Genomic DNA, 24,793 nt, shown 5'->3' on the forward strand with positions numbered 1-24,793 from the left:
CGTCTTAAAGACCATGCACGACGGCGGCACCGGCCTTCGTCAGGAAGCCGCGCCCTTGGCGATGGACCGGAATACCTTGGTTGCCTGCTGCGCGGCGGGGCTCAGCCTCCGGTTTTCCAAGTGGGCGAGGAGGATGCGCCGCTTCGGTGCCCCGGCGAGCGGGACGGCCACCACATCGGGGCGCAGGGCCGTGAGCGCCAGCCTGGGAGCCAGGGCAATACCGATGCCGGCGGCCACCATGCCCTGGGTCTCCTGGTAATCGTTGGCGGCGAAGGCGATCCGCGGCTCGAACCCGGCGTCCCGGCATACCCGGCTGAGGACGTCGGCCACGGGGTGCTCGTCGCGCACCACCCATTCCTGGTCACTCAAGGCGCCGATGCGGACCGAGCCCAGTTTTGCGATGGGGTGCTCCCGCGGCACCAGCAGCACCGTGGGATCGTTGGTCAGCCGGACCAGTGCCAGGTCGGGGTCCTCGATCTGCTGCCAGGGATAGTCCCACAGCAGCGTCAGTTCGATTTCCCTCCGCCGCAACCGCTCCAGCAGGCCGTCGCGGCGGGCGCTGACCACGGTCACGGCCACGTCCGGATGGCGGGCACGAAAGGCCAGCACCACGTCCGGCATCAGGGAAGCCCCGCCGGTGGGAAAGGTCCCCAGCCGGAGCTGGCCCCGCCGGAGGCCCGCAAACTCCCCCATTTCGGCGCGGGCAGCTTCCACGGTCCTGTCGATGTCATCGGCATAGTGCAGCAGGGCGTGGCCCGCTTCGGTGAGCACCACGCCCCGGGGGTGGCGCTCGATCAGCACCACGCCCATCTCCTGCTCGAGTTTCGCGATTTGCTGCGAGACGGCCGAGGTGGTGAAGGAAAGGGCGGCCGCAGCGGAGGTCAGGGAGCCGGACCGGCCCACCTCGCGGAGCACGTGGAGCCGGTGGAGATCGAGGATTGCCATGCACTGAGTTTAGCAAAAGTAGATAGTTGTCCATTTATTTGCGATTGTGCTGAAGGCTCTCATCCCGGATCGTAGAAGTACAAGGTGCTGTGAAGTAGAGCACCTGAAAGTTACGAGGGAGAAATACAGTGGGACTCAAAGGACATTGGTACCGGGGCGGCACCAGCAAGTGCTGGCTCTTCGATGCCAGGGACGTGGCCCTCCACGCCCCCACCCGCGAGGACATCCCCGCACTGCTGTCAGCCGCTTTCGGCGCAGCGGATGCGCGGCAGCTGGACGGCGTGGGCGGCGGAACATCCACCACGTCAAAGGCTGCAGTCATCTGGGCAACCCCCGGCGGCGAAGCAGACCTCGACTACCTCTTCGCCCAGGTGGGGATTGGTGACCCCACCGTTGAGCTGGGTTCCAACTGCGGCAACTGCGCCACCGCCATAGCCCTGTTCGCAGTCCAGACGGGCATCGTTCCCGCCCGGGACGGCATGACCAAGGTCCGCATGCGCCACGTCACTTCCGGCGCGGTCCTCAGCGGGGCGGTTCCCACCCCCCGGGGCCGCATTCCCAAGTCCGGCCTGGCCCGGGTTCCCGGCAGCAGCGCGGCCGGTGTTCCCGTCAGCCTCTCGTTCCACGGCCCCTGGGGCCAGAACACCGGTGCACTCCTGCCTACCGGCAACCCGGTGGAGCAGCTCCAAGTGAACGGCCGGACACTGGACGCAACGATGGTGGACGCCGGCGCCCCTGCCGTGCTCCTCGCAGCCGACCAGGCCGGCGTCGATCTTTCCTCAATGACGGACAACCTCGCCGCCCAACTGCCGGACCTCATCGCGGCACGGGCATCAGCCGGCCTCATCATGGGGCTGCGGAAGCCCGAGGATCCGCCGCAGAACGCGGTCCCGAAAGTCGGGGTCGTGGCTCCTGCCGGCGACTACACCGCCGCGGACGGAACAACCATCAGCGCCGGCAGCCACGACGTGCGGGTGCGGATGCTGTCCATGCTCGCGCCGCACCCGGCCATCGGCCTCACCTCAGCGGTGGCAGTCGCCCTGGCGGCCTCGCAGCCGTCATCGGTGGTAGCCGCCGCGGCGGGCCAATCGCCCTCCACCGGCACCGGAACCCCCCGCTTGCTGCGGGTCGGGACGCCCGCCGGCGTGATCACCGCCGAAATCATCACCGATGACACCGGCGCTGTCAGCGAAGTGGCCCTCCACCGGGCAGCCCGCCACATCGCCACCGCAGACATCGATGTGGCCCCGGCCGCCGAGCTGTCCGCCTAAAACCCCCATCTCTTTGCCCCATTATTAAGGGGCCGCACCAACCAGGAAGTTGTTCAATGAAGATCAAATCCATCCTCGGACACCTGTATGTCCAGGTACTCATCGGAGTCGCCCTCGGCGTCGTTGTAGGCGCACTGTGGCCGGACCTCGGTTCCTCCCTCAAGCCGATCGGCGACGGCTTCGTGAAACTCGTGAAGTTCATGATCGCCCCCATCGTGTTCTGCACCATCGTGGGAGGCATCACCTCCCTGCGGGACACCAAGAAGGTGGGCCCCACCCTGATCCGGTCGCTGGGCCTCTTCTACGCACTGACCGCACTCGCCCTGGCCTTGGGCCTGGCCGCGGTGACACTGTTCCAGCCCGGGGCGGGCATGCACATCGATCCCACGCACCTGGACTCCTCGGTGGCGCAGAAGTACACCACTCAGCTGCCCAGCAGCAACCCTGTGGACTTCATCCTGAGCATCATTCCCACCACGTTCGTTGGCGCCTTCGCCGACGGTGAGGTCCTGCCCGTGCTGGTCATCGCCATGCTCTGCGGCTTCGCCTTCAGCAAGCTCGGCGCACCGGGCCAGCTGGCCCTGAACGTGGTCAACAGCTTCAACAAGCTGCTCTTCATCATGTTCGGCTACATCATGAAGGTAGCTCCCCTGGGTGCCTTCGGCGCCATGGCCTTCACCGTGGGCAAGTACGGTGCCCACTCCATCGGCAACCTCGGCATGCTGATCCTTGCCTTCTACGCCGCCTGCATCGTCTTCGTGGCGGTGGGCCTAGGCATCCTGGCCAAGGTGACCGGCTTCAGCCTGTGGCAGATCCTGCGCTACTTCAAGGACGAATTCCTGATCGTCCTGGCCACGTCCTCCAGCGAACCGGTCCTGCCGCGCCTGCTGTCCAAGCTCGAACGGATCGGCTGCGACCGCAGCGTTGTAGGCCTGGTGGTCCCCACCGGATACTCCTTCAACCTGACCGGCACGGCCATCTACCTCACCCTGGCCTCCATGTTCATCGCCCAGGCCTGCGACATCCACCTCAGCTGGGGCCAGATCCTGCTGATGCTCGGCATGATGCTGCTGACCTCCAAGGGTGCGGCCGGCGTCACCGGAAGCGGCTTCGTGGCCCTGGTGGCCACCCTGACGGTTATGCCCACCCTGCCCGTGGCCGGCGTGGCCCTCATCGTTGGCATCGACCGCTTCATGAGCGAGGCCCGCGCCCTCACCAGCACGGTCTGCAACATCGTCTCCTGCGTGGCAATCGCCAAGTGGCAGGGCGAGCTGGACATGGCCAAGCTCCGCTCCGAGCTCCAGGCGGGCTTCGTGCCCACCGAGGCGGAAAAGGTGCAGCTGGCCGAGCCCGCCCTGGCACACTAGCCGGCGGGCAGGCCACCACCTCCCACTGAATGCCCGGGACCCCATCAGGGGTCCCGGGCAGTTTTTTGCCTGGCGCGGTCCGGAACTAGAAGGCCGCGCCCGGATCCTTGGCGACGTCCAGGAGCGTGCCCTGGAAGGCAATCTCCGCGGCAGCGCGGACCCTCTCGTGGCGGTGCGCCAGGAGGATCCGGCGGGACGGCGCACTGGCGCCAAGGGAGAGGATGCTCACGCCGGGATGTTTGTTTACGACGGCCGTCCGCGGGGCCAGTGCGATCCCCAGCCCAACGCTGGCCATCGCCTGGGCTTCCTGATAGTCGTTCGCCTCGAAGGCAATGCGCGGGGTGAATCCCGCAGCCTCGGAGCTTCTATGCAGTACTTCAACGACGGGATGCTCGTCCCCACGCACTATCCATTCCTCCGCCGAGAGGTCGGCCATAGCCACCTGCTTGCGGCGGGCAAGCCGGTGCTCCTTACCGACGATCAGGACGGTTGCATCCTCAAAGACAGTGGTGAGGGCGAAGGTTTCCGGCTGGATCCTGTCCCACTCGTAGTCCCACAACAGCGACAGCCCCACCTGGCCGTTTTCGAGCATCTCAACGAGTTCCTCAAAGCGGCTGCTGCGCACGCGCAGCTCGATGGCGGGGTATTGCTTCTTGAAGCGGCTGATGACCAGCGGCAGGAAGGAACCGCCCAAAGTGGGGAAGGTTCCCATGGTGACTGAGCCGCGGCCCAACCCCGCGATTCCCGCCAGGTCCGACTCCGCCGCAGCCAACTGCCGAAGGATCCGGCGGGTATGCGACGCCAGGACGTGGCCGGCTTCGGTAGGCACCATCCCCCTTGTGTGCCGCTGCAGCAGCGGTTGCCCAACTTCCGTTTCAAGCCGCCTCAGCTGCTGGGAAACACCAGATGGGGAGTATCCGTGTTTGGCGCCCGCAGCGGTGACTGATCCCAGTTCAACGACATCAAGAAGCAATTCCAGTCTTTTTACGTTAAGCATCGCTGCACCCTTGAAGTAAAACTTCCAATACCTTGCACAATTCTACGATCACAGTTCAGGCCAAGGCAGACGGTCGGGGGCAGCCTTCACTGCGGCACCACCGCCAAGGCTGAAATAGCACCAACCGGCGTCAGTTCTCATTGAGAGATGAAGGAAAAGTGCATGCCGTTGAACAATTATTTGCTTGTAATTCACGCAGAACCCGGGTGACACTTGATTGCCGGCAAGGCACGCAAGGGCGCAAACGAAAGGCCTCAAGGGCAGTGGAAGCAGATAACCTACGCAACGGATTCCCCCGCCGCCATCCCCGCGGCCAGCCAATCCCGAACTGGTGCTCGCTCAAGCGTTCAGATGAGGTGGAAGTATGCCGGGACGGCCGCCCCATCGCCGCCGGCCAGATCGATATGCTTGCCCTTGACGGCAGCATGGTGTGGATCCTCAAGGAGCACGGGAACGACCGCGCACTCTTCCTGCACAGCGACGGCGTCACGCTCCATCGGCGGCCGGCAAAGAGACCACTGTGACCGGAGCTCCGGCCCGCACGGCAGATCGGAGCAGGCCATGACAGCCACCCAGATCATTCCGCTTGTCATTCTGGTGGTGATGTTCGTCGTTGCCACCAAGTGGCCGCTGAACATTGGCGTGATGGGACTGGTGGCCTCGTTCGGAGTCGGCTACTTCATGCTTGGACTGACCGACAGCGAAATCCTTTCCGAGTTTCCGGCCGCCATCGTCCTGACGATTGTTGGTGTCACGTACTTCTTCAGCATGGCCCACCGGAACGGCACCATCGACATCATTGTCCAAACCTGCGTCCGCCTGGTCAGGGGACGCACCATGCTGCTGCCCTGGGTCTTCTTCCTCATGGCCGCCATCCTGACGTCCCTGGGCACTTTCTCTCCCGCCGCCGTCGCCCTCCTCGCCCCGGCTGCCATCGGCTTCGCCTACGAATCGCGCCTCCACCCTGTCCTCATGGGGGCGTTCATCATCAATGGGGCCCACGCGGGCGGCTTTTCGCCGTTGTCCGTGGCCGGGGTGCTGGTCCACAACATCGCGCTGAAGAACGGTTTCCCGGTTTCCCAGGCCGCGTTGTTCGCAGCCAGCTTCGCGGTCAACCTCCTCCTGTCCGTGTTGACCATAGTCGCCTTCGTCCTCCTGCGCCGGCTGCATGATTCCCATGGCAGCCCGGAGATGACCCAGGGCCCCGCCACGGCCACCCGGCCCCACGGCCAGCAGGTCCTCACCCTGGTGCTGATCCTGGCGCTGCTCGTGTGCACTTTGGGTTTCCAAATGCCGATCGGCTTCGTTGCCCTCTCCGCCGGCCTCCTGCTGGCACTGGTCAACATCAAGGAGCACCGCACGTTCATCGGCGGCATCTCCTGGTCAACCGTCCTCCTCGTGGCGGGAATGATCACCTACGTTTCGCTGCTCCAACGCATCGGCGTCATCGACACGCTGGCCAAACAGGCCCTGGCCCTGGGCGCACCCCTGCTCATCGCGCTGGTCCTGTGCTACGTCATCGGCGTGGGCTCGGCGTTCGCGTCCTCCACCGCGCTGCTCACGGCCTTCATCCCCATGGCCGGGCCGCTCCTTGCCACCAGCAGCCTCAGCGCCTCCGGAACTGTCGCTTCCCTTGCCATCGCCGCAACCGTTGTCGATGTTTCGCCTTTCTCCACCGACGGCGCCCTGGTGGTTGCCAACGCCCGGGAAGACGACCGGCAACGGGTCTACCGGCAACTCATGTTCTACGCCGGGGCGGTGGTCCTGGTTGCGCCAGCAATGGCCTGGGCGCTGCTGGTCCCCACGGGCATCCTGTAGCCCACACCAACACCTGACATCGAACAACCCCACCGAAAGGACCCGGAATGAACGAGCCCCAAACGGACCAGGAAACAACAGAAGACTGCGATTCCGGCAACTGTTTCTACTGCCACGGCCCGGAAACCGACTAGGGGTCCGGGGGCTGGCCCGGCCCCGCTCCTACACCCACTGCTCCCAGACCGTCAGCAGCAAGCTGACCGTCCCGGAGCCGGCCCCGGCTGAAGCACCGCCCACTGAAGGGTCGACGACGGCGCCCACCTCGCCGCCGTCGTCGTTCCTTCCAGCCGACCCGGCCCTTCCAACAAAGCCGGCCCAGGCAGCAAAACCAGCCCAGCGCATCAGGCGCGGACAACCTCGGCAGCTTGGTCCGCGGTGCGCTCCGGCGCCTCCAGCCCCAGGTGCTCGCGGAGCGTGCTGCCCCGGTACTCGGTGGGGTACACGCCGCGTTCCTGCAGCTCCGGCACGAGGTGGTTGACGATGTCGTCCAGGCCGGTGGGAATCAGCCACGGCGAGATGTTGAATCCGTCCACCGCGCCGACGCGCGCGTACTCGGCCAGCTGGTCCGCCACAGCCGTGTAGGAACCGGTGAAGGTGGAATCGATGCGGGCCGTCTTGGAGGTGACGAACTGCCGGATGGACAGCCCTTTGTCCTTGGCTTCGGCCCGCCACTGGTCCGCCAGCTGCCGTGCCTTGGCCCCGTGGAAGCCGCTGCCGCGGGTCTCCGACGTCTCCTCCACCACGGGATCGATCTCCGGCAGCGGCCCGTCCGGATCGTAGCTGGACAGCTCGCGGCCCCAGAACTGCTCCAGGTAGGCGATGGCCTGCTGCGGGCCGATCTGCAGGCTCCGCACCCACTCCTTCTTATCCGCCGCTTCCGCAGCAGTGGCCGCGAGGATGAACTCGCTGGCGGGCATGATCTGCACGGCGTTGGCCGCGCGGCCGGCAGCCAGCGAACGCTCCACCAGGTCCTTGCGGAACTCCACGGCGTCGTCGAACTTGGGGTGGGCCGAGAAGATCACGTCCGCCTGGCGGGCAGCGAAGTTCCGGCCCTCAGGCGAATCGCCCGCTTGGAACAGCACCGGCCGGTACTGGGCGCTCCGCGGCAGCCGCGGCGTCACGTCCACCGTGTAGTGCTGGCCCTCGTGCAGCACGCGCCGGGCAGGACCATCCGGAGACTCCCACGAGTCCCAGATCCGCTTGGCCGTCTCCACGAACGCTTCCGCGTGCTTGTACCGGTCGGCGTGGTCCAGGTAACCGCCGCGGCGAAAGTTCGCCCCGGTCCAGGCGTTGTCCGTGGTCACGATGTTCCAGGCCGCGCGGCCGTCTGAGATCAGGTCCAGCGAGGCGAGCCGGTGCGCCAGGTCCGCGGGATCGTTGTACGTTGTGTTCTGGGTGGCCACCAGGCCGATGTTCCTGGTGACGGATGCCAGAGCGGCGAGCATGGTCTGCGCGTCCGGGCGGCCCACCACGTCCAGCGCGTGCGGGCGTCCCAGGTGCTCCCTGAGGCGCAGCCCCTCACCCAGGAAGAACGCGGCGAACAGCCCCCGCTCGGCGGTCTGCGCGATGCGACGGAACGACTCAAAGTCCGTCTGCGAGCCGGATTCCGCCGCCTTCCAGATGGTGCCGGAGTTGACTCCTTGGAAGAAGACGCCGAACTGGATCTGGCCGCTCGGCATAAAAACGTCGGATTTAGCACGGGTGTGCTGCGTCATGGTTTTCCCCTTACTTTCCGGCACCGTCAGGCGCGGCAGTATCTGATGTGTAACGGCTGGCCGGGCGCTCCAGTCCCAGCAGGTAGCGGAAGGTCCCGTCCTGTACCGGCGCGCGGAGCACACCGCGGCGGCGCAGCTCCGGCACCACAAGGCGGCCCAGTTCCTCCAGGTCCACAAAGAGCGACGCCGGATGGAGGCGCACGCCGTCCGCCTCGGCCAGCAGGGACGCCAGGAGGTCAGAGAGACCGGCTGCAGTACCTGCGAAAGCCGCCCGGCCGCCGTCGAACGCTGATTCCCGCGAACCCGCAGCCTGCCCGCGGGAGTCCAGCACAACGTCGAGCTCGGCGATCACCGCAACCGGGGCACCCACCCTGGTGCGCACGTCCCGGACCTCGGCGGCCAGCAGCTCGGGAGTCGGCGCGGACACCAGCACGCCGTCAACGGCGTCAGCCGGCACTTCACCCAGCAGCGACGCCGGTACCAGCACCGGCAACTGCGCCTGCAGCGGCCGCGGGATGATCGACGGCCCCTTCACGGAGTAGCCGGCGCCTGCAAAATCGGCAGGCGTCTCGAAATCGGCGTAATGAAGCTTGTCCACGTCGATATACCGCCCGGTGGCAACGTCACGGATCACGGCGCCGTCCTCCCACGAGTCCCAGAGCCGCCGGGACACCTCGATGGACGCCGCGGCCTCCTGCCCCAGCCCGGCACCCGTCACCGAAGAACGTCCGACGGCGGCCGCCGCTTCCGGCGATTCGGCAGCCGTCACGATCCACCCGGCCCGGCCGCCGGACACATAGTCCAGGCTGGCCAGCTGGGTGGAGACGTGGAACGGCTCGGTGTAGACGGTGTCCACCTCGGGAACCAAGGCAATGGACCGCGTGGCCGGTCCGGCGAACGCGGCGCGCTGCAGCGCATTGGTGCGGCCGGGAGCCGGTGCGTCCGTGAAGGTGGCCGCGTGGAAGCCCGCGGACTCGGCGACCAGGACGGCACGGGTGAGGTCCGCACCGTCCCAGCCGGCGCCGTCGAGGTCGATGGCAAGGAAACCCTGAATATTGCTCACTGCTGGTCCTGACGTTCGTAGGGAATTTTCTCGCCGGCCTCGATGGCCACGGGCAGCCGGTTTTCGGCCGGCGGCAGCGGGCAGGTGGCCAAGTCGGTGTACGCGCAGGGCAGGTTCACGGCGCGGTTGAAGTCCAGCAGCACGGAGCCGTCCGCGGCGGGCACCACCGAAAGCGAGCGATTCGCCGCATAGGTGGTCTTGCCGGAGGTCTGATCCGTGAACAGGACGGACAGGGAACCGGGCGCGTGGCCGTTGAAAGCGGTGAGCGCCAGTTCCTGGCCGGCCAGTTTGAAGCGGATCTCACCGGGAGCCTCGTAGACGTGTTGGATGCCCTCGACGGCGGCCCCCACGGTGGTGGGCCTCGGCGCCTCGAACGGCACGAACGTCCCGCGGACGGCGTACGCGGCGTCCGGCGAGTAGGCGGGCGTGCCCTGGTAGTGCCGCAGCAGCGCGTTCGAAGGATTCCGTGGCCGCACGATGTACTCGCCGCCGCGCTTGGCCACCTCGATAACCGTGTCGCCGGAGAGCAGGTTGATGCCGCCGCGCTCCTCGATGGGCCCGAACTCCAGGGTGGCGCCGGACGGACCGTTCAGCTCCCTGCCGTCCTGCTGCAGGCTGTCGCCCGGCTCCAAAACCAGACGGACGACGCCGGCCTTCACACTCCAGGTGCCCGGGGCACCTTCCAGCCGGGTGGCCTCGTCGCCCAGCCAGTGCAGGTGGGTCACGGCCAGGAAGCCGTGCGGGTGTGCCCGCTGCCGTTCGTGGGCCGCGTGCCACTCCTGCCAGTCGGTTTCGAAGGATTCAAGGGCGGTGCCAGTGGATGCTGTGGTCATGATGCCTTCCCGGAAGGAGTTGGAGTGGGCTGCGTCGCCGCGAAGTTTTCCGCGGTGATGGTCTTGGATTCGGGCAGCGCTTCCTCGGACAGGCCCCAGCGTTCCAGCACCTTCCCGTACGAGCCGTCCTTGATCACGGCGTTGAGGGCCTCCGAAATCACCGGCGCCAGCCCGTTGCCCCGCAGGGTGGTGGCGGCCACAAGGGTTTCGGAGGGCCAGCCGGCGTTCACCTTGCCCACCACTTTCAGGTCGTCCCGGGTGTTCTCCCGGTACACGGTGGACGGATACGGCGCGATGTTCAGGTCCGTGCGGCCGGAGGACAGCGCCAGGATGGTGTCGGCGTCGGACGAGTAGTACTGCAGGGTGGCCGGCGGTTTGCCCTTCGATTCGAGTTCCTTGTTCCAGGCAAGCAGGATCTTCTCCTGGTTGGTGCCGGACCCCACAGAGATCTTCAGGCCGGAGATGTCGTCCGCGCCCTTGATGTCGTAGGTGGAGGACTTCTTGGCCTCGAAGCCCATGTACGCGGCCCGGTAGCTGGCGAAGTCGAACAGCTTCACCCGGTCCTTGTTCACACCCACGTTGGAGAACACGGCCTCGAAAGCGCCCGACTGGGTCTTCAGCGGCCAGTTCTCCCAGGACGTGACCTGGACGTCGAGATCCAGGCCCAGCTTGTCCGCCACCAACTGGGCGATGTCCAGCTCCGAGCCGATCGGCGTTTTGTCGTCCGTGGCGTGGAAGGACAGCGGGATAGACCCGGCCGTGGTGGCCACGGTGAGCTTGCCGTCCTTGCTGATCAGCGCAGGCACCTTGGCGGCGAGCGCCGCATCCTTCTCCGCCCGGATCCGCTGCTGGTCCGGTGAGGTGTTGTAGACCACGCCGTTGCGGGCCGCCGTCGTCTGCGCTCCTCCGCTGGGGTTTGCGGCAGCCGAGGCGCCGGGGTCGGCACAGCCGGCGAGCGCGGCAGTGCCGAAAAGGACAGTGCCCAGAAGGACGACGGCGGGACGCGCCGCGTGTAGGCGGCTGCGGCGCAGGCCGCTGGTTGGGAAAGCCATGGGATTCCTTAGATGTTGAAGGCCGGTTCCAGCACCTTGGAGAAAAAGCTCCGGGTGCGCGGTTCCTGGGGGTTGCTGAAGATCTCTTGCGGGCTGCCCTGTTCCACGATCTGTCCCTGGTCCATGAACACCACGGTGTCCGCCACGTCGCGGGCGAATCCCATCTCGTGGGTCACCACGATCAGGGTGGTGCCGGAGGTGGCAAGCTCGCGGATCACGTCCAGCACTTCGTTGACCAGTTCGGGGTCAAGGGCTGAGGTGGGCTCGTCGAACAGCAGGATCTTGGGGTCCAGGGCCAGGGCGCGGGCGATGGCCACGCGCTGCTGCTGGCCGCCGGAGAGCTGCCGGGGGTAGGCGTCGGCTCGGTCCTTGAGGCCCACCCGGTCCAGAAGTTCCAGGCCGCGGCGCCGAGCCTCCTCCTTGGAACGTCCCTGCGCTACCACCGGGGCTTCCGCAACGTTCTCCAGCGCAGTGAGGTGCGGGAACAGGTTGAAATTCTGGAACACCATCCCGATTTCGGTGCGCTGCTTGAGGATGTCCTTTTCGCGCAGCTCGTGCAGCCGGTCGCCGCGGACCTCGTAGCCCACCAGCTTGCCGTCGATGGCGATGTACCCGCCGTCCACCTTTTCCAGGTGGTTGATGGTGCGCAGCAGGGTGGACTTGCCGGAGCCGGACGGGCCCACGATCACGGCCACGCCGCCCGGTTCCACGGTGAGGCTGACGCCTTTGAGGACTTCGGTGTGTCCGAAGGATTTCCGGACGCCGGTGATCTCCACCAGGCCGCGGGTGGCGGTGGGGGCGGTAAGGGTCTCAGTCATCAGAAGTTCCTTCGGTTGGGCACTACCGCGTGGGTGGCGAAGAATTTACGGGCCTTCTGCAGGGGCGTCAGCGGCAGGTTCCGCACCGCGCCCTTGGAGTAGTGCCGTTCGATGTAGTACTGGAACACACTGAGCACGGACGTGATCACGATGTACCAGAGCGTGGCCACCAGCAGCAGCGGCAGGACCTGCTGGGTGCGGTTGTAGATGACCTGCACTGTGTAGAACAGCTCGGAGTAGGCCAGGACGTAGACGATCGAGGTGCCCTTGACCAGGCCGATGATCTCGTTGAACGCCGTGGGCAGGATGGCCCGCATGGCCTGCGGGAGCACGATCCGGGTGGAGCGGCGCCAGGCGGGGATGCCCAGCGCGGCGGCGGCCTCCAGCTGGCCCTGGTCCACGGACAGGATGCCGCCGCGGATGATCTCCGCCGAGTACGCGGCCTGGTTCAGGGTCAGCCCCAGCACTGCCGCCGCGAACTGGCTGATCAGCGTGGTGGTCTGCACCTCGAAGAACCGGACGTCGGTGAACGGGATCCCCAGGCCGATCTTTTCGTACAGGTAGCCCAGGTTGTACCAAAGCAGCATCTGCACCAGCAGCGGGGTGGACCGGAAGATCCAGGAGAACGTCCAGGACACCGAGACCAGCAGCGGCGACGCGGACAGCCGCATCAGCGCCAGGATGAAGCCCAGCACGAAGCCCAGGACCCCGGAGATGGCGGTGAGCTTCAGGGTTTCCACCAGCCCGTTGACCACGGACTGCGCGGTGAACCACTGCGCCACCACGCCCCACTCCCAGCGCGGGTTGGTGGCCAGGGACCAGGCCACGGCAAGGACACCGAGCGCGACGACGGCCGTCCCCACCCAGCGCCCCGGATGCTTGGCTGCCACCACGCGGTAGGACGAGTAGTCCACGGCCTGCCGGACGGCGGTATCAGGCTGACTACCGATGCTGCTCGGCGGCGCTTCCGCCGCCGGCTGCGGTTGTTGTGACTGCGCCACCTTGGTTGCTGCTGAACTCATGCGCCACCTCGCTTCTTGTCGTGGGTTCCGTGTGGGCCGGTTGCCCCTGGCTGTTGCTCTGGCTGTAGGGCCCTTCCGGCCGCTGCTGGCTGCAAATCTAGGACCGGCCGGAACGGGCCAGCAAGGCGGCCGGTTGCATATCTTCACCGGAGTTCGCACGGCGTCATGAGTCGGTTCTTTGCGTCTTTTGACCCGCTGTGACGCGGAGTTAACGGGCGTGACCAGGTCCTCGACCGCAGTCGTCACCGCTGCCTAGCATGAGGCTCTCCATCCCACCCCCACCGCCAGGAGCGCCCATGCCAGCCACCATCCCGGCCATCGTCTTCATCGGCGGCGGGCCGCGCACGGCGGGGGTGCTGGAGCGGATTGCAGCCAACCGGCCGGACGTCTTCACCGGGCCGCTGCAGATCCACGTGGTGGAGCCGCACATCCCGGGTTCGGGCCGGATCTGGCGGTACCACCAGGACCCAGGCCTCCTGCTGAACTCCATGGCGGCGGACATCACCATGTTCACGGACCAGTCAGTGGAGTGCGCCGGGCCTGCCGCCCCCGGCCCCGGCCTGGCCGAGTGGGCCGCCGGGGTGCTGGACGCCTCCATCATTGACGTTCCGGACTTCCCGCAGCCGCTGTGGCAGCAGCTGCGGACCCTGACCGGCACCACCTTCCCCACCCGCCAGCTGCAGAGCCAGTACCTGGAGTGGTTCTTCCGCCGCGCGTCCAGGTCGCTGGGCCGCAGCGTGACCGTCCACCGGACCACCGCCGTCGGCATCACGGCGCAGGAGGGCGGCGGACACCACGTTGAGCTGGCCAACGGGCGGACGCTGCATGCCGACATCGTGGTCACCGCCCTGGGCCACACGGACTCCCGGCCGGATGCCATCTCTGCCAGGTTCTCGGACTTCGCTGCCCGGCACGGCGGCTACCACGCGGCACCCAGCTACACCACCGACGTCGACTATTCCCCTATTGCCGCGGGCCAGGATGTGATCGTCGCTGGGATGGGACTGGCGTTCGTGGACCTGCTGGTCCTCCTCATGGAGGGCCGCGGCGGCAGGTTCCAGGAAACGGACGACGGCGGGCTGCGCTACCTTCCGTCCGGACGGGAACCGCGGCTGTGGGCAGGGTCGCGCCGAGGGGTGCCGTACCACTCCAAGATTTCGGCAGCACTGCGGGGCCTGGCGCCGGGGCCGCTGCGGTTCTTTACCGCCGACGCGGTGGAGGCCCTGCTGGCGCAGCACGGCGAACTGGACTTCCGGCAACACCTGTGGCCGCTGATCGCAAAGGAGGCCGGCTATTACTACTACCGTGAACTCCTGACCGGCAGTCCTGAACGGGGTGCCATGGGGTGGGATTCCTTCGCCGCGCGGTACACCGGCCTCGACTGGTACAGCGGCGAGCGCACCGACCTCGTGGCCGCCGCCGTCCCGGACGCGGGCCTGCACCTGGACCTGGAGCGGCTGGACCGGCCCTTCGCCGGTCTTCGCTTCGACGGGCACCGTGCCGTCCAAGAGGCGGTGGCGGGGTACATCGAGCAGGACCTCGCGCTGCGCGACAGCCGCGATCATCCGGAAACCCTCGCCCTGTTCCTGGCCCTGCTGCACGTCTATATGGAGGTGGGGCGCGTGGTCCAGCCGGAGCGGCTGAACGCACGCTCGCAGCAGGTAATCCACGGGTGGTGGCACGGCTTCTTCAGTTTCGTGGACTCCGGGCCGCCGCCGCACCGGCTCCGGCAGATGCTGGCGCTGCACCGGGCCGGCCTGCTGCAGTTCCTGGGCCCGGGCCTGGAAGTCACCCCTGATGAGGCTAGTGGAACCTTCCGCGCCACCTCACGGCAGTCGGATGTCACAGTTTCTGCCAAGGCGTTGATCGAGGCGCGGCTGCCGTCCACGTCGGTGGCCAGGTCCCTGAACCCCGTGCTTGCCTCGCTGCATGAGAGCGGGCTGGGCAGCGAGCAGCGGCTGTTGACCTCCGACGGCATCCACTCCACCGGGAAGCTGCTGGTCTCCGCTGAGCACCGGCTGGTGGGAGCCGACGGCCAGGCGCAGGCCACCCTCTTCGGCATCGGCCCCGGAACGTCCGGATGGGGCGCCGGCGCCTTTGCCCGTCCCAACACCAATGCCGCACCGTTCCGCGAAAACGACGCCCTGGCCCGGACCATCCTCGGGGTTTCCCGGGATATCGCCGCCCGGCCGTCCGCCACGGTAATTTCAGAACCAACAACTCCAGAACCAGCCGCCGCCGGAAAGAACTGAATCAATGACCGCAGAATCCGATCTCAAACCCTGGCCACTCGATCCCGCCCGGCTCGACATCCTCAGCCTGCCCATGCACGATCCCCGGGTCCGGCCGCTCCTGGACGAGCTCGCCGTCGAATATGACACGCGCTACGGGGACCTGTTCGGGCGCAGCGCCGCCGCTGACGAGCTGAACCGCTACCCGGCGGAGGAATTCGAGGAGCCGCACGGCGCGCTCCTGGTGATCCAGGAGAACGGTGAGTCAATCGCCGGCGGGGCGTTCCGCCGGTACGACGAAACCACCGCGGAACTGAAACGGATCTGGACCCACTCAGCGCACCGCCGTCGTGGTTTGGGCCGCCTGGTGCTGGCTGAGCTGGAAGCCCTTGCTGCCGCACGGGGCTACACCCGGCTGTACCTCACCACCGGGCCGCGGCAGCCCGAGGCCAAGGACCTTTACCTGAACACGGGCTACCAGGCGCAGTTCGACGTGGACGCCGACCCTGAGACCATCGGGCCGCTGGCGTTCACCAAAGACCTGCCGAATTGACAGGCGCCGGCTCCCTGCAGAGAAGGCACCCGCCGCTAAGCTAACGCCATGGCCACCAAAACCACAGCAGAGAAGCTTGCCACCATCCAGAAGGGCTACACCCTGGAGGGCGCCACCATCGAGCTGGGAGCCGCCATCATCGACGGCGAACTCCACAAGGACGCGCCGGTGCGGCTGCCGCTGGCCATGATGAACCGGCACGGACTGGTGGCCGGCGCCACCGGAACCGGCAAGACCGTCACGCTGCACATGATGGCCGAACAGCTGTCCACGGCCGGCGTCCCCGTGTTCCTGGCCGACATCAAAGGCGACCTTTCCGGCCTGGCGACGGCCGCCGTCGGCAGCGACAAACTCAAGGCCCGCACGGACAGCATCGGGCAGCCGTGGGAGGGCAAGACGTTCCCCGTGGAGTTCCTGGCGCTCGGAGGCGACGGCAACGGCGTCCCGGTCCGCGCCACCGTGACGTCGTTCGGGCCCATCCTGCTCTCGCGGATCATGGAACTTAACGACACGCAGGAATCCAGCCTGCAGCTGGTGTTTTACTTCGCGGACAAAAACGGCCTGGAGCTGATCGACCTCAAGGACCTGCGCGCCGTTATCCAGTTCCTCACCTCGGACGAGGGCAAGGACAAACTGGCGGAACTCGGTGGGCTGTCCAAGGCGACAGCGGGCGTGATCCTGCGGGAGATCGTGAACCTGGAGGCGCAGGGGCTGGAGAAGTTCTTCGGCGAGCCGGAGTTCGATACCGCGGAGCTGCTGCGCACCGCACCGGACGGCCGCGGTGTGGTCACCTGCCTGGAGCTGCCCACCCTGCAGACCAAGCCCATGCTGTTCTCCACCTTCCTGATGTGGCTGCTCGCCGACCTGTTCGAGGACCTCCCCGAGGCCGGCGACCTGGACAAGCCCAAGCTCGTCTTCTTCCTGGACGAGGCACACCTGCTGTTCAACGGCGCCACCAAGGCGTTCCTGGACGCCATCACCACCACCGTCCGGCTCATCCGGTCCAAGGGCGTAGGCATTTTCTTCGTCACCCAGACCCCGAAGGACGTTCCCGCCGACGTCCTGGGCCAGCTGGCCAACCGGGTGCAGCACGCCCTGCGCGCATTCACCCCTGAGGACGCCAAGGCTCTGAAGGCCACGGTGTCCACGTTCCCGGTGAGCGACTACGACCTGGAAGAGACCCTGACCTCTGCAGGTATCGGGGAGGCCGTCATCACCGTCATGAATGAAAAAGGTGCGCCCACGCCCGTGGCCCTCACCCGGCTGCGGGCACCGGAATCCCTCATGGGCCCCAGCGAGGACGCTTTGGTGCGCAGCACGGTTGCCGGGTCCGCGTTGCTGGGCAAGTACGGGACTGCGGTGGACAACCCGTCCGCGTACGAGAAGCTGAACGGCAAGGCTGCGGCGCCCACGGGTCCGGCAGCGGAGCCTGTTGGGACGCCTTCTGCCGGTGCTCCTGCTGCCGGTACTCCAGCTGCTCCGGGCTCCTATGACGTGGACGCCGAAGCCCGGCGCATCGAGGAGGAGATCCTGGGCCGGCCCAGCAGCAGGCCGCCGCAGGCCACGGAGCCCGTGTCACAGGATTTCGACGTCCAGTACGGCACGCCCGATTACAGCGAGCCACGTGAGTCCAAGCCGCGGGCCAAGGCTCCGCGGACCCGAAAGCCAGCGTCCCAGCCCAGTCAGCCACAGCCGGAGCCCGGCGGCATGATGGGTGACCTGGGCGGGGTCCTCGGTGGCGCCCTGGGCGGCGGGCTGAAGAGCATGGCGCGGTCCATGGGTACCCAGCTGGGCCGCGAACTGCTCCGCGGAGTGTTCGGCACCTCGTCCCGCCGCCGTCGTCGCTGAGCCAAGTTTCCCACCGGGCAACTGCTGTCCCTGGTCAGCGCCCAAGGCTCCTTTTGCCGCTGTCCCGGCGGCCCGCCGTCGGGCCTTAGGTAGGTGTTGTCCGCCCGATTAGGGGAGACACCAACTTTAGAGTGCGTCCGCACTGAGGTTACTGTGTAGAACGTGCAGATGAGTCAAGCGTTGGTGAGGATCGCGGCCGGATGGCTGTTGGGCCTCATGCTTGCCGTCGCCGGAGCCGTCGTGGCCATCAACATTGTGAACAACACTGTGGCCAGTCCGCAGCAACCGGTCCGGGAGTACCTGGACGCACTGAAGAGCGGGGACGGCGGGCGGGCACTGGGGCTCCTGAAGGCCGCGGTTCCGCCCAGCAACGCCGCGATGCTGGACGGCCCGGGGCTGCAGTCATCCGCTTCCCGGCTCTCCAACATCAGCATCGGGGACCCGGAGGAACGCCCGGGCAACCAGGTGACGGTTCCCATGGACTACACGATCGACGGCAGCCGGCTGCACACGGAATTCCTGCTGCAGAAGACCGGCACCGAGTGGCTGTTCTTCAACACCTGGGCGTTCGTGCCGTCCCGGCTGCCCACGGTCGACATCACCGTGGTCAACGGCAACGAGGCCCAGGTCAACGGGGTTCCGGTGAACATGCCCAATGGCCGCAACTCCTTCGCCGTGTTCTACCCCGGCCAGTACGAGGCTTCCCTGGACGGCCAGTACTTCTCGGCTCCCGCCACGCGCGCCACGGTCACCTCGAAGGATGCCCCCGTGGCTCCGCTCAACCTGCTGACCCAGGCCACGGACAAGCTGAAGAGCGACGTCGCCGCCAAGGTGCGGGAGTTCCTGGACGGCTGCGCCTCGGAGGCGGTCAAGGAGCAGAAACTCCAGCCGGACTGCCCCTTCTACTACGCCAGCAACAACCGGGTCCAGGACGGCAGCATCCGATGGTCCGTGACCGAATACCCGGGTGTCTCGGTGGAACCGTTCGATGGCCGCTGGGTGGTGGCGCCCCTGGATGGCAAGGCCAAGGTGGAAGCGCTGCAGCAGAACTCGTTCACCGGGGCCTGGTACCCGCTGGACGAAGAGGTGGACTTCAGCTTCACCACCAGACTGGACGTCACGGGTGACACGGTCAAGGTCACCCCGCAGCTGAGCTTCTAGGCTCCGCCGACACTTCCCTGTGCCCAGACTGGCCCAGTTTTGAAGCCATGCCTGCCGTGTTCCTCGCCGTTTTAGACCCAATCGCCCCGAAAACTGGGCTGGTTCGGCTGCGGCCACCGCAGTGACCCCCGTGCCAGGACCTCCCGGACCTGCGCCAGGACGGATTCCGGGGCGTAAACCACGTCGTCATAGAAAAACCTGAGTACGGGCAAGCCGTGGCGGACAGCCATGTTGTCCCTGCGGCGGTCCTTTTTGAATTGGCGGGCGTCGAGGTGGAAGGCGAGCCCGTCAATCTCCACGATGAGGAACCCCTCCAGCAGGAAGTCCACGCGGCCGACCCCCTCAATCCACACCTGGGTCTCGGTGGATATGCCGGCACCCCTGAACAGCACCCGGGCCAGCGTTTCCAACAGGGAGTCTGCGCCGCGCTCAACCTTTGACACAACACTGCGTGCTTTGCCTGATCGGTTGCCCTTCAAGTGGCGCAACAGCAGGGACGGCTCAATGTCCCCTCTGTTGTAGGCGCACTCCACCATGACCAGCGACTCGAGTTCAGGCAGGCACAACAGTGCGTGAAGCAGGACGTCGGGAAGTGCTGCAAGTGTCCGGTGACGGGGCCGCTGTGTCAGGGGAAGCCGGTGGCTGACGCAGCGGACGGTACGTCTTCCGTTGCTTTGCCAGTAGTGCGGCCGGGCAGCCGGTTGAAGCTGCCACAGTCCGTAATGTGGGGCGGCCGATGCGCATGTCAGGAGGCCGCGGGCCTGTCCTGCGCCCACCAGTTCCGCGTCCGCACCCGGAACGGCCAGCAGCCCGCGCTCGAGCCGCACCACATGCCCGCCACGGATTGCACGGCTAATGTCCGCTTCCGTTGCCCCTGCGGCGGCCAGGTCACGCCGCAGCAGCACTCCTCCGGCTGATTTGAGGATTTCCGATGGGTCCATGACGCCACAATGTCTGTCCCCTGTGGCTGCCGGCAGGTGTCGGGAGTCCTATGTGGACAAGGGGCCGCGCACACTGGCCCAGTTTTGGCGCCGGAGAAACAGAACTGGCCCGGTCTTCAGGCTTTCAAAGCTTGAAGACTGGGCCAGTTCAGCGGGTGAGAACCCGGTCAGTCCATGCCGCGGAGGTCCAGGACCAGTTCGGTGTCGCCGTCAGCCTGCAGGACCACGGGGATGCCCCAGTCCTGCTGGTAGAGGTGGCAGGCGGCGTGGTCCGGGATCTCGCCGTCCTCGGTTTCGGGGCCGTCGCAAGCGGCGGCGCGGGCGGTAATGTGCAGCACGCCCTCGGGAACGTCCGGGGACAGCTCCAGAGTGCGGAGGAGGCCAACCGAGGTTCCGCCGCCGGACACCAGCAGCTCGGGCGGGGTGGAGGAGATCTTCAGCTGCGTGGGGTCGCCCCAGCGGTCATCGAGCTTCTGCCCGGTGGGTGCGGTGAAGCGAACGGTCAGGTCCAGCGCGCCGGGGGCCACGGGGCTCTTGGGCCGCTGGGTCTGGGAGGCGCCCTCGTCCACCTGCTGCGCTTCCTTGGGAATGGGCACGTAGACCAGCTGGTGCTTGTTGGCCTCGACCACCACCAGGAGGGGCTCCGTGCCTGCGGACTGGGTGTGGTCCACGATCACGTCGGACGGCTCAGCGAGTCCGCGGGCCAGCGTGGAAACGGTGCCGGACGCAGGATCGTAGCGGCGCACGGCTCCGTTGTAGGTGTCCGCGATAGCCACGGAGCCGTCCGGCAGGACGGTCACGCCGAGCGGGTGCTGGAGGCGGGCTTCGGCTGCGGGGCCGTCGCGGAAGCCGAAATCGAACAGGCCCTTGCCCACGGCGGATTCCACGGTGATGGAGGCGTCGTCGGCGATGACAAGCTTGCGGAGGGCGGACGTCTCGGAGTCCGCCACCCAGATGTTGCCGTCGGCGTCTTCGGCCAGGCCCGACGACTGTGCGAACCAGGACTCGTGCGCCGGTCCGTCGAGCAGGCCTTCGAGCCCGTTGCCGGCGATGATCGACACGGCACCGGTGACAGGGTCGAAGCTGAAGATCTGGTGCGTGCCGGCCATGGCCACCACCACCGCGTTCAGCTTGCGCGACCACACCACGTCCCACGGCGAGCTCAGCGCCACGTCCAGCGGGTCATTGCCCAGCGAGCCGCTGAAGCCGGCGCCTTCCTCGTCCACACGCGCCGGGCCGGTCTCCAGCAGGCGCTGGATGCCGTTGCCGGCCAGGGTGGAGGCCTTGCCGTCCGTGAGCGAGAGTCCACGGAGGCGGTGGTTGACCGAGTCGGCAATCACGACGTCGTAGCCCGCCTTGGCTGCCACATCTTCCGGCAGCAGCACCAGGCCTTGGGGTTCATTGAACTGGGCACTGGCGGTTTCACCCGCGGCGGGGCCGTCGGCGAAGCCCTTGGTGCCCGAGCCGAAGGTGGCCAGAACGGTTTCGAAGTCGGTGCCGAGTTCCACCAGGCGGTGGTGCCCGGTATCGGTGACCAGCCAGGAACCCTTCTCCGCAGCAACGGCAGCCGCGGCACCTGCTGGCTTGCCGCCGTCGGACGTTTCACCCGAAGCCGCGGAACCGCGGCCCGGAGGCAGGAACAGCGCCTTGCCGGGGAAGCGGAGGGTGCCGGAGGTCGCTTCGGGTGCCACGTAGGGGCCGGAGCCGCGGTGCAGCGTGCCCTTGGCTTCGTGCTCGGCGATCAGTTCGGGGATCAGGACGGCCAGCCCGTCAGCGTGGCCCTCACCGGAGAGGTGCGCCACGATGTAGCCCTCGGGGTCGATGACCACCAGGGTGGGCCAAGCGCGGGCCGTGTAGGCCTTCCAGGTGTCCAGCTCGGGGTCGTCCAGCACGGGGTGGTGGATCTCGTAGCGCTCCACGGCCGCGGCCAGCGCCACCGGGTCAGCCTCGTGCTCGAACTTGGGCGAGTGGACGCCCACGGTGACCAGCACATCGGAGTACTGCTGCTCCAGCGGGCGCAGCTCATCCAGGACGTGCAGGCAGTTGATGCAGCAGAAGGTCCAGAAATCGAGCAGCACGATCTTGCCGCGCAGGGCCTCCAGGTCAAGGGTCTTGCCACCGGTGTTCAACCAGTTGCGGCCCACCAGTTCGGAGGCCCGGACCCGGGCATGCGTGCGTACGGTTTCGCTCATCAGCGTCCTTCCAGCTTGTTGCGTTCAGCCAGCTTGGCATCGCGTTCGGCCAATTTGGCAAACATAACGTTGTAAGCGGTTAGATCGGCGTCATTATTCCTGTCCGCCGCGCGGTCCACGCGTGTCGCCTCCCGCTGGCTCGACCCGGACCACATGATGGCGACGCCGATCGCCACCAGCAGCGTGGGCACCTCGCCGATCCCCCAGGCCACGGCGCCGCCGGCCTGCTGGTCGGCCAGGGCCGAGGGCCCCCATGCCCTGCCCAGGTTGCCGAAGTAGTCGGCGGCCAGGAGCCCGGTCCCGCCCATGATGGAGACGCCGAAGAAGGCGTGGAAGCCCATGGTGGCCAGGAGCAGGAGCAGCCGCATCGGGTATGGGGCGCGGCGCGGAAGCGGGTCCGTGCCGATCATGGTCAGCACGAAAATGTAACCCGTGAGCAGGAAGTGCAGGTTCATCAGCTCGTGGCCCACGTGATCGCGCATCGCGTAACCGAAGAGGTCCGAGTAGTAGAACAGGATGATGGAGCCGGCGAAGTTGGCAGCGGCGAACAGCGGGTGGGTGACCAGTTGGGAGAACTTCGAGTGCACGAAGACCAGGAGCCACTCGCGCATCCCGCGTGAGCCGTCGCCGCGGGCGGCCAGGGCACGCAGGGCTAAGGTGACCGGCGCGCCGAGCACCAGGAAGATCGGCGCCACCATGGTGAGGGCCATGTGGTCCACCATGTGCGCGGAGAACAGGATGCGGCCATAGACCGACGGCGGCCCTGACGTAATGTACGTCAGGGCCGCCAGGCCAACAACCCAGTTGACGGACCGGAACCACGGCCAGGAGTCCCCGCGCCGGCGGATCTTGGCGACGCCCCTGAAGTAGGTCACCAGGCCGAAGAGGGCCACGCCCACCCAGATCCAGTCCAGGCGCCACTCCGTGAACCAGCGTTCCGGCGTGAGTTCCGGGGGCAGCTCGTAGCCGCTGAGGATGAAGGCGGGGGATGCGTTGGGTGCCAGCTCGGTGGGTTGCGGCGGGGCTGAGCGGCCCAGCGCCACGGCGATGCCGGAGGTGGCGCCCATAATCAACAGTTCGGCAACGATGAGCTGCCACAGGACGCGCCTGGAGGACATGGTGGAGCCCTTGCGTCCCAGCTGCGGAATGACCCACTGCCGGTGCATAAAGCCGATCCCGCCCAGAACCACCGCAGCCGCCGTCTTGGCCAGGATGAGCTGCCCGTAGGCGGAACCGAAGAGATCGGACCAGCTGGTGACGCGGATGCTGGCGTTGATGATGCCTGATGCGAAGACCAGGACGAAGGCGAACCCGGCCAGGCTGGAGAAGCGCCGGAGCGTAGGTTCGGTGATGTCCGTTGCGGCCCCGGGCTTGGTACCGGTCAGGATGCCCGACAGCAGGGCCAGGATGATGATGCCGCCCACCCAGGTGGTCACACCCACCAGGTGCAGGCCGAGCGAATTGATGGCGCCTTCGTGATCCGAGGAGCTTGATGAGTGGCCGATCAGGGCCGTGGGTACCAGGCCGATCAGGGCCAGGATGAGGGTGAGGGCCAGGCCGCCCAGGGACCGAACGCCAAACAGCGCGGTGGTGACCACTGCGGCAATGATGATGACGGCGAGCCATGCGCGCCCGGTTTCGATATCCGTCATGAAGTAGACCAGCGCTTGGGTGAACGCCGGGTCGCCGGACAACCCCTGCCCTGCTACGTCGCCGTACGTGAGCACCAGGACTGCGATGGCGGACAAGGTCCAGACAGCACCCGCCACAGCTGCTACCGCCAAGGCCCTCGTGAAGGCGGGATGCTCGGGCTCCTCGCTGCGCGCTTTTGGATCCTGGCCGCGCGGCGCGTGGGCCCGGGCTTTGAGGTTCTTAGGAAGGATGCCGACGGCGAAGACCAGGCCCCCGACGACGGTTGCCAACGAGACGTTGTGGATGGCTTTGCTGATGGGGAGGCCCCACCGCACCAGGGCACCGGGATCGGCTACGCTACGGGCCGCTGCGGCGCCGGAGAAGATCAGTGCTGCCGCGAGGCCAAGGAAGAGCGCCGCCAGGCCCGCAAGCTGCCAGGGCAGGGTAATCCCCCGGGTTCCGGCATCCCGGACCGCAGCTCCCTTGCCGGGATCGGTCTGGGGAGGGGTGGAACGTGGTTTTGCGGCAGAAGACACCATTCCATTGTCCGCCACGCCCGCCCAGGCCGCGAATCCGGGTTAAAAGGCAAGGAGCGGCAACCTCTCGGTTGCCGCTCCTGTTCCGGCCGACAATACGCCGGCAGGGGAAGCTCTACTTCTTGGAGACTGCAGCCTTCAGCTTGGAGCCGGCGGTCAGCTTCACGCTGTGGCCTGCTGCAATCTGGATGGTCTCGCCGGTCTGCGGGTTGCGGCCGGTGCGGGCTGCACGGTCGGTGCGCTCAACTGCGAGCCAGCCCGGGATGGTGATCTTCTCGCCGGCGGCGACAGAGGTCTCGAAAACCTCGAACAGTGCATCGAGGACGGAGTTAACGGCAGCCTGGCTGGTGCCGGCCTTGCCTGCTACCTCTGCAACAAGTTCACTACGGTTCTTAGCCATTTATGTCCTCCTGGACGGTTCTGATTCTGGAGCCTGCACGCGGCATGCGCACAGGCCACTGTCCGAAAACTTACCAGCTTGGGCCGTTACGGTCCGCAAATTCCGCGTGTTTCCGGGACTTTTTGAGGTTAATCACCGATTCCGGGGCATATTCGCACCCCTCCAGGACCGCTTTGAGCTTCCGGCCCCGTTTCTCTCCGGACGCCCGCTCACGTCTGGCAGCCTCTCCCCGAACGCCAGCTCACCTCTGGCAGGCTCTCCCCCGACGCCCGCTCACCTCTGGCAGGCTCTCCCCCGACGCCCGCTCACCTCTGGCAGGCTCTCCCCCGACGCCCGCTCACCTCTGGCAGGCTCTCCCCCGACGCCCGCTCACCTCTGGCAGGCTCTCCCCCGACGCC

Annotated in this window: 21 protein-coding genes; 8 read left to right on the plus strand and 13 right to left on the minus strand. The window is 67.0% G+C overall.

Going from position 1 to position 24,793, the window contains the following annotated elements; all coding sequences use genetic code 11:
- Window positions 1–39: 39 nt before the first annotated feature.
- Window positions 40–945 (minus strand): LysR family transcriptional regulator, encoded by a 906-nt coding sequence (locus ACFO0G_RS12565; protein WP_286400171.1) that lies wholly within the window; start codon window positions 943–945, stop codon window positions 40–42.
- A gap of 128 nt (window positions 946–1,073) precedes the next feature.
- On the opposite strand from ACFO0G_RS12565, the gene ACFO0G_RS12570 reads away from it, so the two are divergent.
- Both ACFO0G_RS12570 and dctA read left to right on the plus strand, forming a co-directional pair.
- Complete coding sequence (locus tag ACFO0G_RS12570) at window positions 1,074–2,216, plus strand: PrpF domain-containing protein (RefSeq protein ID WP_286400173.1); 1,143 nt, start codon at window positions 1,074–1,076, stop codon at window positions 2,214–2,216.
- Window positions 2,217–2,272: 56 nt separating this feature from the next.
- Window positions 2,273–3,583, plus strand: a complete 1,311-nt coding sequence (gene dctA / locus ACFO0G_RS12575) for a C4-dicarboxylate transporter DctA (RefSeq protein WP_286400175.1) — start codon at window positions 2,273–2,275, stop codon at window positions 3,581–3,583.
- A gap of 85 nt (window positions 3,584–3,668) precedes the next feature.
- On the opposite strand, the gene ACFO0G_RS12580 is transcribed toward dctA, so the two are convergent.
- Window positions 3,669–4,580 carry a LysR family transcriptional regulator gene (locus ACFO0G_RS12580; protein ID WP_376977946.1) on the minus strand — a complete coding sequence of 304 codons (912 nt, stop codon included), beginning with the start codon at window positions 4,578–4,580 and terminating at the stop codon, window positions 3,669–3,671.
- Window positions 4,581–4,843: 263 nt separating this feature from the next.
- Between ACFO0G_RS12580 and ACFO0G_RS12585 the strand changes: the two genes are divergently transcribed.
- A complete protein-coding gene (locus tag ACFO0G_RS12585; protein WP_376977948.1) occupies window positions 4,844–5,104 on the plus strand; it encodes a hypothetical protein in 261 nt (86 codons plus the stop codon).
- A 37-nt stretch (window positions 5,105–5,141) separates the two neighbouring features.
- Complete coding sequence (locus ACFO0G_RS12590; RefSeq protein WP_376977950.1) at window positions 5,142–6,398, plus strand: SLC13 family permease; 1,257 nt, start codon at window positions 5,142–5,144, stop codon at window positions 6,396–6,398.
- Window positions 6,399–6,560: 162 nt separating this feature from the next.
- Here ACFO0G_RS12590 and ACFO0G_RS12595 read toward each other — a convergent pair whose 3' ends face one another.
- Genes ACFO0G_RS12595 through ACFO0G_RS12625 form a run of 7 tightly spaced genes read right to left on the minus strand, consistent with a single transcriptional unit; the run spans window position 6,561 to window position 12,901 of the window.
- A complete protein-coding gene (locus ACFO0G_RS12595) occupies window positions 6,561–6,740 on the minus strand; it encodes a hypothetical protein (RefSeq protein WP_376977952.1) in 180 nt (59 codons plus the stop codon).
- Window positions 6,740–8,113, minus strand: a complete 1,374-nt coding sequence (locus ACFO0G_RS12600; RefSeq protein WP_376977954.1) for an NtaA/DmoA family FMN-dependent monooxygenase — start codon at window positions 8,111–8,113, stop codon at window positions 6,740–6,742. Before ACFO0G_RS12600 ends, ACFO0G_RS12595 begins: the two co-directional genes overlap by 1 nt.
- 10 nt (window positions 8,114–8,123) lie before the next feature.
- Window positions 8,124–9,176 (minus strand): LLM class flavin-dependent oxidoreductase, encoded by a 1,053-nt coding sequence (locus ACFO0G_RS12605; protein ID WP_376977956.1) that lies wholly within the window; start codon window positions 9,174–9,176, stop codon window positions 8,124–8,126.
- On the minus strand, window positions 9,173–10,009 hold the full coding sequence (locus tag ACFO0G_RS12610; protein WP_376977958.1) for a DUF1684 domain-containing protein: 837 nt from the start codon (window positions 10,007–10,009) through the stop codon (window positions 9,173–9,175). The genes ACFO0G_RS12605 and ACFO0G_RS12610 overlap by 4 nt, the downstream gene beginning before the upstream one ends.
- A complete protein-coding gene (locus ACFO0G_RS12615) occupies window positions 10,006–11,061 on the minus strand; it encodes an ABC transporter substrate-binding protein (RefSeq protein ID WP_376977960.1) in 1,056 nt (351 codons plus the stop codon). Before ACFO0G_RS12615 ends, ACFO0G_RS12610 begins: the two co-directional genes overlap by 4 nt.
- A gap of 8 nt (window positions 11,062–11,069) precedes the next feature.
- Window positions 11,070–11,879, minus strand: coding sequence for an amino acid ABC transporter ATP-binding protein (locus tag ACFO0G_RS12620; RefSeq protein WP_376977962.1), 810 nt, complete (start codon window positions 11,877–11,879; stop codon window positions 11,070–11,072).
- Complete coding sequence (locus tag ACFO0G_RS12625; RefSeq protein WP_376977964.1) at window positions 11,879–12,901, minus strand: amino acid ABC transporter permease; 1,023 nt, start codon at window positions 12,899–12,901, stop codon at window positions 11,879–11,881. Before ACFO0G_RS12625 ends, ACFO0G_RS12620 begins: the two co-directional genes overlap by 1 nt.
- A 296-nt stretch (window positions 12,902–13,197) precedes the next feature.
- Between ACFO0G_RS12625 and ACFO0G_RS12630 the strand changes: the two genes are divergently transcribed.
- The 4 genes from ACFO0G_RS12630 (at window position 13,198) to ACFO0G_RS12645 (ending at window position 18,694) form a co-directional block, all read left to right on the plus strand.
- Window positions 13,198–15,153: an FAD/NAD(P)-binding protein gene (locus ACFO0G_RS12630; RefSeq protein ID WP_376977966.1), complete on the plus strand. Its 1,956-nt coding sequence runs from the start codon at window positions 13,198–13,200 to the stop codon at window positions 15,151–15,153.
- Between the two features lie 4 nt (window positions 15,154–15,157).
- Entirely contained in the window at window positions 15,158–15,685 is a 528-nt protein-coding gene (locus ACFO0G_RS12635; RefSeq protein WP_376977968.1) for a GNAT family N-acetyltransferase, read from the plus strand.
- Window positions 15,686–15,733: 48 nt separating this feature from the next.
- Complete coding sequence (locus tag ACFO0G_RS12640; protein ID WP_286400209.1) at window positions 15,734–17,533, plus strand: helicase HerA-like domain-containing protein; 1,800 nt, start codon at window positions 15,734–15,736, stop codon at window positions 17,531–17,533.
- A 168-nt stretch (window positions 17,534–17,701) separates the two neighbouring features.
- The gene (locus ACFO0G_RS12645; RefSeq protein ID WP_376977971.1) at window positions 17,702–18,694 is read left to right on the plus strand and encodes a hypothetical protein; all 993 of its coding nucleotides are present in this window, start codon (window positions 17,702–17,704) and stop codon (window positions 18,692–18,694) included.
- Between the two features lie 71 nt (window positions 18,695–18,765).
- Here ACFO0G_RS12645 and ACFO0G_RS12650 read toward each other — a convergent pair whose 3' ends face one another.
- The 4 genes from ACFO0G_RS12650 to ACFO0G_RS12665 form a co-directional block, all read right to left on the minus strand.
- Complete coding sequence (locus ACFO0G_RS12650; RefSeq protein WP_376977973.1) at window positions 18,766–19,635, minus strand: DUF559 domain-containing protein; 870 nt, start codon at window positions 19,633–19,635, stop codon at window positions 18,766–18,768.
- A 167-nt stretch (window positions 19,636–19,802) separates the two neighbouring features.
- Window positions 19,803–21,827 (minus strand): NHL domain-containing thioredoxin family protein, encoded by a 2,025-nt coding sequence (locus ACFO0G_RS12655; RefSeq protein WP_376977975.1) that lies wholly within the window; start codon window positions 21,825–21,827, stop codon window positions 19,803–19,805.
- Window positions 21,827–23,998 carry a bifunctional copper resistance protein CopD/cytochrome c oxidase assembly protein gene (locus tag ACFO0G_RS12660; RefSeq protein WP_376977977.1) on the minus strand — a complete coding sequence of 724 codons (2,172 nt, stop codon included), beginning with the start codon at window positions 23,996–23,998 and terminating at the stop codon, window positions 21,827–21,829. The genes ACFO0G_RS12655 and ACFO0G_RS12660 overlap by 1 nt, the downstream gene beginning before the upstream one ends.
- 112 nt (window positions 23,999–24,110) lie before the next feature.
- Window positions 24,111–24,395, minus strand: a complete 285-nt coding sequence (locus tag ACFO0G_RS12665; protein ID WP_011693739.1) for an HU family DNA-binding protein — start codon at window positions 24,393–24,395, stop codon at window positions 24,111–24,113.
- Window positions 24,396–24,793: the final 398 nt, after the last annotated feature.

The organism is Arthrobacter sedimenti, from assembly GCF_042652025.1.
In the GTDB taxonomy this organism is placed as follows: Bacteria; Actinomycetota; Actinomycetes; order Actinomycetales; family Micrococcaceae; genus Arthrobacter; species Arthrobacter sedimenti.

What these genes read in the sequence shown, in the direction of transcription:
- ACFO0G_RS12580 (WP_376977946.1), bottom strand. Translation starts at nt 4,580, where the DNA reads ATGCTTAACGTAAAAAGACTGGAATTGCTTCTTGATGTCGTTGAACTG.
- dctA (WP_286400175.1), top strand. Translation starts at nt 2,273, where the DNA reads ATGAAGATCAAATCCATCCTCGGACACCTGTATGTCCAGGTACTCATC.
- ACFO0G_RS12600 (WP_376977954.1), bottom strand. Translation starts at nt 8,113, where the DNA reads ATGACGCAGCACACCCGTGCTAAATCCGACGTTTTTATGCCGAGCGGC.
- ACFO0G_RS12565 (WP_286400171.1), bottom strand. Translation starts at nt 945, where the DNA reads ATGGCAATCCTCGATCTCCACCGGCTCCACGTGCTCCGCGAGGTGGGC.
- ACFO0G_RS12630 (WP_376977966.1), top strand. Translation starts at nt 13,198, where the DNA reads ATGCCAGCCACCATCCCGGCCATCGTCTTCATCGGCGGCGGGCCGCGC.
- ACFO0G_RS12655 (WP_376977975.1), bottom strand. Translation starts at nt 21,827, where the DNA reads ATGAGCGAAACCGTACGCACGCATGCCCGGGTCCGGGCCTCCGAACTG.
- ACFO0G_RS12645 (WP_376977971.1), top strand. Translation starts at nt 17,702, where the DNA reads ATGAGTCAAGCGTTGGTGAGGATCGCGGCCGGATGGCTGTTGGGCCTC.
- ACFO0G_RS12635 (WP_376977968.1), top strand. Translation starts at nt 15,158, where the DNA reads ATGACCGCAGAATCCGATCTCAAACCCTGGCCACTCGATCCCGCCCGG.
- ACFO0G_RS12615 (WP_376977960.1), bottom strand. Translation starts at nt 11,061, where the DNA reads ATGGCTTTCCCAACCAGCGGCCTGCGCCGCAGCCGCCTACACGCGGCG.
- ACFO0G_RS12650 (WP_376977973.1), bottom strand. Translation starts at nt 19,635, where the DNA reads ATGGACCCATCGGAAATCCTCAAATCAGCCGGAGGAGTGCTGCTGCGG.
- ACFO0G_RS12625 (WP_376977964.1), bottom strand. Translation starts at nt 12,901, where the DNA reads ATGAGTTCAGCAGCAACCAAGGTGGCGCAGTCACAACAACCGCAGCCG.
- ACFO0G_RS12590 (WP_376977950.1), top strand. Translation starts at nt 5,142, where the DNA reads ATGACAGCCACCCAGATCATTCCGCTTGTCATTCTGGTGGTGATGTTC.
- ACFO0G_RS12665 (WP_011693739.1), bottom strand. Translation starts at nt 24,395, where the DNA reads ATGGCTAAGAACCGTAGTGAACTTGTTGCAGAGGTAGCAGGCAAGGCC.
- ACFO0G_RS12640 (WP_286400209.1), top strand. Translation starts at nt 15,734, where the DNA reads ATGGCCACCAAAACCACAGCAGAGAAGCTTGCCACCATCCAGAAGGGC.
- ACFO0G_RS12595 (WP_376977952.1), bottom strand. Translation starts at nt 6,740, where the DNA reads ATGCGCTGGGCTGGTTTTGCTGCCTGGGCCGGCTTTGTTGGAAGGGCC.
- ACFO0G_RS12610 (WP_376977958.1), bottom strand. Translation starts at nt 10,009, where the DNA reads ATGACCACAGCATCCACTGGCACCGCCCTTGAATCCTTCGAAACCGAC.
- ACFO0G_RS12660 (WP_376977977.1), bottom strand. Translation starts at nt 23,998, where the DNA reads ATGGTGTCTTCTGCCGCAAAACCACGTTCCACCCCTCCCCAGACCGAT.
- ACFO0G_RS12620 (WP_376977962.1), bottom strand. Translation starts at nt 11,879, where the DNA reads ATGACTGAGACCCTTACCGCCCCCACCGCCACCCGCGGCCTGGTGGAG.